This window comes from Thermococcus sp. (assembly GCF_027066465.1).
Classification (GTDB): Archaea; Methanobacteriota_B; Thermococci; order Thermococcales; family Thermococcaceae; genus Thermococcus.
Window position 1 is genome coordinate 1 of record NZ_JAMONU010000012.1, and the last position, 4,142, is coordinate 4,142.

The 4,142-nt window shown below is 54.0% G+C and carries 6 protein-coding genes; 1 reads left to right on the forward strand and 5 read right to left on the reverse strand.

Features of this window, described 5'->3' with window-relative positions; genetic code table 11:
* From MVK46_RS00630 to hxlAB, 5 genes are all read right to left on the reverse strand, one after another.
* A partial coding sequence (locus MVK46_RS00630; RefSeq protein ID WP_297534479.1) for a glutamate cyclase domain-containing protein occupies window positions 1–678 on the reverse strand: 678 nt, incomplete at its 3' end.
* The gene (locus MVK46_RS00635) at window positions 675–854 is read right to left on the reverse strand and encodes a hypothetical protein (protein WP_297534481.1); all 180 of its coding nucleotides are present in this window, start codon (window positions 852–854) and stop codon (window positions 675–677) included. The genes MVK46_RS00630 and MVK46_RS00635, both read right to left, overlap by 4 nt.
* On the reverse strand, window positions 851–1,495 hold the full coding sequence (locus MVK46_RS00640; protein WP_297534482.1) for a TIGR02253 family HAD-type hydrolase: 645 nt from the start codon (window positions 1,493–1,495) through the stop codon (window positions 851–853). Before MVK46_RS00640 ends, MVK46_RS00635 begins: the two co-directional genes overlap by 4 nt.
* A gap of 1 nt (window position 1,496) precedes the next feature.
* A complete protein-coding gene (locus tag MVK46_RS00645) occupies window positions 1,497–2,240 on the reverse strand; it encodes a hypothetical protein (RefSeq protein ID WP_297534485.1) in 744 nt (247 codons plus the stop codon).
* Between the two features lie 5 nt (window positions 2,241–2,245).
* Window positions 2,246–3,466, reverse strand: a complete 1,221-nt coding sequence (gene hxlAB, locus MVK46_RS00650; RefSeq protein WP_297534483.1) for a bifunctional 3-hexulose-6-phosphate synthase/6-phospho-3-hexuloisomerase — start codon at window positions 3,464–3,466, stop codon at window positions 2,246–2,248.
* A 142-nt stretch (window positions 3,467–3,608) separates the two neighbouring features.
* On the opposite strand from hxlAB, the gene MVK46_RS00655 reads away from it, so the two are divergent.
* Window positions 3,609–4,142: arginase family protein (locus tag MVK46_RS00655; RefSeq protein WP_297534484.1), on the forward strand; the 534-nt coding region annotated here is incomplete at its 3' end.

Genomic DNA, 4,142 nt, shown 5'->3' on the forward strand with positions numbered 1-4,142 from the left:
GACAAACTCCTCTTCCCATCCCTTAAGCAGGTTTTTCTCGGTTTTAAGCGACAGCTCTGCAACGAGTCCGTAGGCACCCCAGTTAGAGACCGCCGAAACTATCAGCTCGTCCGTTTCAACGACCGTTGCTATCTTCTTCCCGTTGGGAACGTATCTCTCAACGAGTTCTCTGACCTTGCCCATTCCTATTTCGTTTCCTCCGTCCCCTATGCCGACCGTTGGGATACCGTGCAGCCCCGCTTCCTCAGCCACCCAGTCAAACGTCTCTCCCTCAACCCTGAGCCCGGACATTGAATAGTGGTTGCCGTCGGAAGCCCTGCCCGGCGTTTCCACGAAAACAACCGCATCGTACTTCGAAACGTCACCATCGGAGAACCTCAGCGGAAAGGCCTTTCCAATGGACATCATTGCCGCTTTAACGGACTCCTGAGTTAGGATTTCGGGGTTTTTTCCAACCTCTGCGAGGGCGCGGTAGAGAGCCAGTGTCCCCGGGGGACCGTCTGTCTCGGGTATTCCTTCTGGAGGAACTGGAAACCCCGTAACGAGGAGCACCCTCTCGGCGTCGAGGAGAATCTCAGCGGAGTTCTTGAGGAAGTCAAAGTTGGATTTTCTGTAGTCGAGGTAGACCCTCAGCATACCCCTGTTTCCTACGTCGGTGTTGATTAGGTGGGCTATCATTCTTCCACCTCGTAAACGATTATCCTGACTCTCTTGCCCTTGACGGCTTCTTTCAGCTTCCACCACAGCTCAGTCGGCTCCTCCACCCTGTGGACGAGCCTGTCGCCGGGTCTAATCTCGACTGCCTTCTCCCGGTATTCGACAAAAACGCCTTCTGCACTGAACAGCTCCTTCATACAAATCCCCCCAGCAATTTTTTGAGTTCGTGAAGGGTTCTAATCTCGTAATCCGCCAAGTGATAACCGTGAGAGCCGTCGCGGTTAATCCAAACGGCGGTCATGCCAACATGTTTGGCCCCGTAGACGTCCTGGGTGAGGGAATCCCCAACGTAAACTGCCTCCCCGGGTTCGACGCCGAGCTTCTCAAGAGCGTGAAGGAAAATCTGAGGCTCGGGCTTTATGGCCTTAACGTCATCCCTCGTTACGATAACGTCGAAGTACTCTTCCAGTCCGGTCAGCTTCAGCTTGAGCCTCTGGTATTCAGGCCCGCTGGTAACGACACCGAGGGCGTAACCCGAGTCCTTCAACCATTGAAGGGTAGGAACGACGTCGGGATAAACGTGAAGCTTGTGCGGATACCTTACAAGGAGGTCTTCGTACTTTATATTGAGTCCAAAGAGTCCGAAAAAGAAGTTCCAGTCGTGCCAGTCGTAGGTGTTCCTCCTTCTCATGATTTCACCGAGAAAACGCTCTCTGGCTTCTTCCTTTGGAATCCCGAGCTTCTTAGACAGTTCGTTGTAAACCTGGGGCAGGAAAAGCTGTATCAGGGGCATCTCGGTTAGCAGAGTGCCGTCGATGTCAAAGAGAACCGCCCTCATCTCACCACCTCCGGGTCAGAAGGGCGAGTATCTCGACACCCCTCACTTTTTCATCGGTGATTATCCCCCATATTACGTCCTTTTCAGAGAGCAGTTCCTGAAACCTCGCGAGGATTGCGTGGGCACCGCTGAGGGGAAAGTCCTCACCGACGAGGATTCCTATAAGGCCCCGCTCCCATATTCCCCAGTGCCAGCTGAAGTCGACCCTATCCAGGAGACGCATTATTCCGACGTTGCCCCCGCGAATCATGTTGAACAGGTCGGCGTAGTCTATGTTGACCAGCATCTGATTCTCAAGGTAGTAGTAGAGCCTTGAGAACAGCTCAGCTATCGAAACGGAGGCCCGCTCAAAGGCTATCCCGAGCGGAACGTCCTCCCTCAGGAAGTCCCAGAGGGAGTCGTAAAAGACCGTCTCAAAGCCCTCCGCCCAGGGGGGCTTTTCGTAGACGAGCTCCCTCTTCGGTGTGAGCGTGTAGGCAAGCCGAATTGTATCATCGGGGACGCTCCCCATTATGAAGTCCACGAGCTCGCGGTTGATGGGTTTGTCCTCAAAGACCAGCCACAGGAAGGTGTCCTCAGGGATTCTCGAGAAGAAAGACTCAAGCCTCTGGAGGTACCTCCTCGGTCTCAGAATGTAGGGGGCGGGATTGACGGTGACCTTAACTACCCCGTCTGCACTTATCCTGTCGACAATATTGGCTCCCGAGTTCCCGATTCCGACAAAAATATGGGTAAAGGAGCGCATAGCTATCATTCAAGGGTCGCGTGCTTCTTCTTCATATCCTTTTCGGTCTTCTGGAAGGTTGCCATGAGAAGGGCTATGACGCCGTCGAGGAACACCATCGTCGAATCCTCGAAGAGGGTTCCCATCGGGGCGACCCACTTGTACTTGGTGAGCATCTGACGCGCTATGTAGTCGGTCGGAATGTCAGTCTTCGCCCTTCCCGGAATCTCAACGACGACATCGGCCAGCTTTCCGAGGGGAGAGTTGGCGTATGACGTTATAGCGACGACCTTTCCGCCCTCCTTCTTGGCTATCTTCGCCGCATCGACTATGCTCGTTGTCTCGCCGGAACCGCTGATTGCTATGAGCAAATCCCCCGGCTCGAAGGCAGGAGTTATGGTCTCGCCGACGACGTAGACGTTGAAGCCGAGGTGCATTAGTCTCATAGCGAAGGCCTTTCCGACGAGCCCGCTCCTTCCTGCCCCGTAGATGAATATCTTGTTGGCCCCAATCATCGCATCCACGAAGCCGCGAACCTGCTCAAGCCTGAGGCTGTCCGCAACCTGCTTAACGTGGTCGAGTATGTCGTTCATGGCCTTCCTTATCGTCTGCATGTACTCCCCCCAGAAGAGGTCTATTATCTTCCTAGTGACATCCTCCGGGTCCTTGGCCTTGGTTATGGCACTGCCGACGATGATTATCGTGGCACCAAGCTCAATAACCTTTGGAATAGTTTCGAGGTTCAGGCCTCCTGCCACCGCAACCGGAACCTTCACGGCCTTGACGACCTCGGCCAAATCCTGAAGGGGTGTTTTGCCCTGGGCCTGCTCGTCTATTCCGGTGTGCACAAGTATGTAGTGAACGCCCATCTTCTCAAGCTCTTTTGCCCTCTTGACCTTGTCCTTAACCCCGATGAGGTCAACCATGACCCTGATTCCATACCTCCTCGCGACGTCAACGGCGTCCTTGATTGTCTTGTCGTCGGCAACGCCGAGAATAGAAACGACGTCCGCACCGTGTCTTGCCGCCATCTCAACTTCCAGGGCACCGGTATCCATCGTTTTGAGGTCGGCGACAATCTTCCTGTCCGGGAAGCGCCTCTTGAAAAGCTCAACGGCCCGCATGCCCTCCTTTTTGATGAGAGGCGTCCCCACTTCAAGCCAGTGGGCGCCGCCGCGGGCGGCTTTTTCCGCTATCGACAGGGCCTGCTCAATATCGGTCAAATCAAGGGCCACCTGGAGTATCATGGTGAGACCTCCAAAAAGTCGTTCTCCGGTTTAGGGTTTTGAGACGACTTTTTAAAGCTTGACGTTGAAATTTAACAAGAAAATGCTAAAAATTTTCATGAAGGTTTAAAAAAGACCCGGCTAACTCTTTTCGGTGGGCATAATGGTTACCTTCATTCCCTTCGGTGAGAAACCGAACCGCGACGGCGTCCTCTACACGCTTCAGCTCCTGAAAAGGAACAAGCTGATTGAGGACTACGTTATAGTCGAGGCCAGCAGGGTCGAGCTTCTCCCGGAGCGAGTTCCCCTTGATAAGGCCTACATAGTTGGGGAACACCTCGCAACCTACGGGATTGTGGAAAAGCTCAGGCCGAGGGGTTTAATCAGCGTTGACGCACACACGGATTTGATGCACGATTACCTTGACCACGGTTCTTGGCTCGCCTACGCCCTCGAGCGGAGGTTAATCGAGAGGGCAGCTGTGATGGCTCCCGTTCTCATGATTCCAACAACGGAGAGAACCCAGCTGTGGACGAGAAGGGTGAAGATATACCCCGCAACGCTGAGGAGCAGGCGGGTGAGGGGAAAGTGGAGGGCCTACAAGAACTTTCAGACGAATTCAATTGACGAGATAATCGAGGAGGCCAAAGCCTACCTCGGCGACGAGATTTACCTGACCGTTGATATGGACGTCCTC

What these genes read in the sequence shown, in the direction of transcription:
- MVK46_RS00635 (WP_297534481.1), bottom strand. Translation starts at nt 854, where the DNA reads ATGAAGGAGCTGTTCAGTGCAGAAGGCGTTTTTGTCGAATACCGGGAG.
- MVK46_RS00640 (WP_297534482.1), bottom strand. Translation starts at nt 1,495, where the DNA reads ATGAGGGCGGTTCTCTTTGACATCGACGGCACTCTGCTAACCGAGATG.
- MVK46_RS00645 (WP_297534485.1), bottom strand. Translation starts at nt 2,240, where the DNA reads ATGCGCTCCTTTACCCATATTTTTGTCGGAATCGGGAACTCGGGAGCC.
- hxlAB (WP_297534483.1), bottom strand. Translation starts at nt 3,466, where the DNA reads ATGATACTCCAGGTGGCCCTTGATTTGACCGATATTGAGCAGGCCCTG.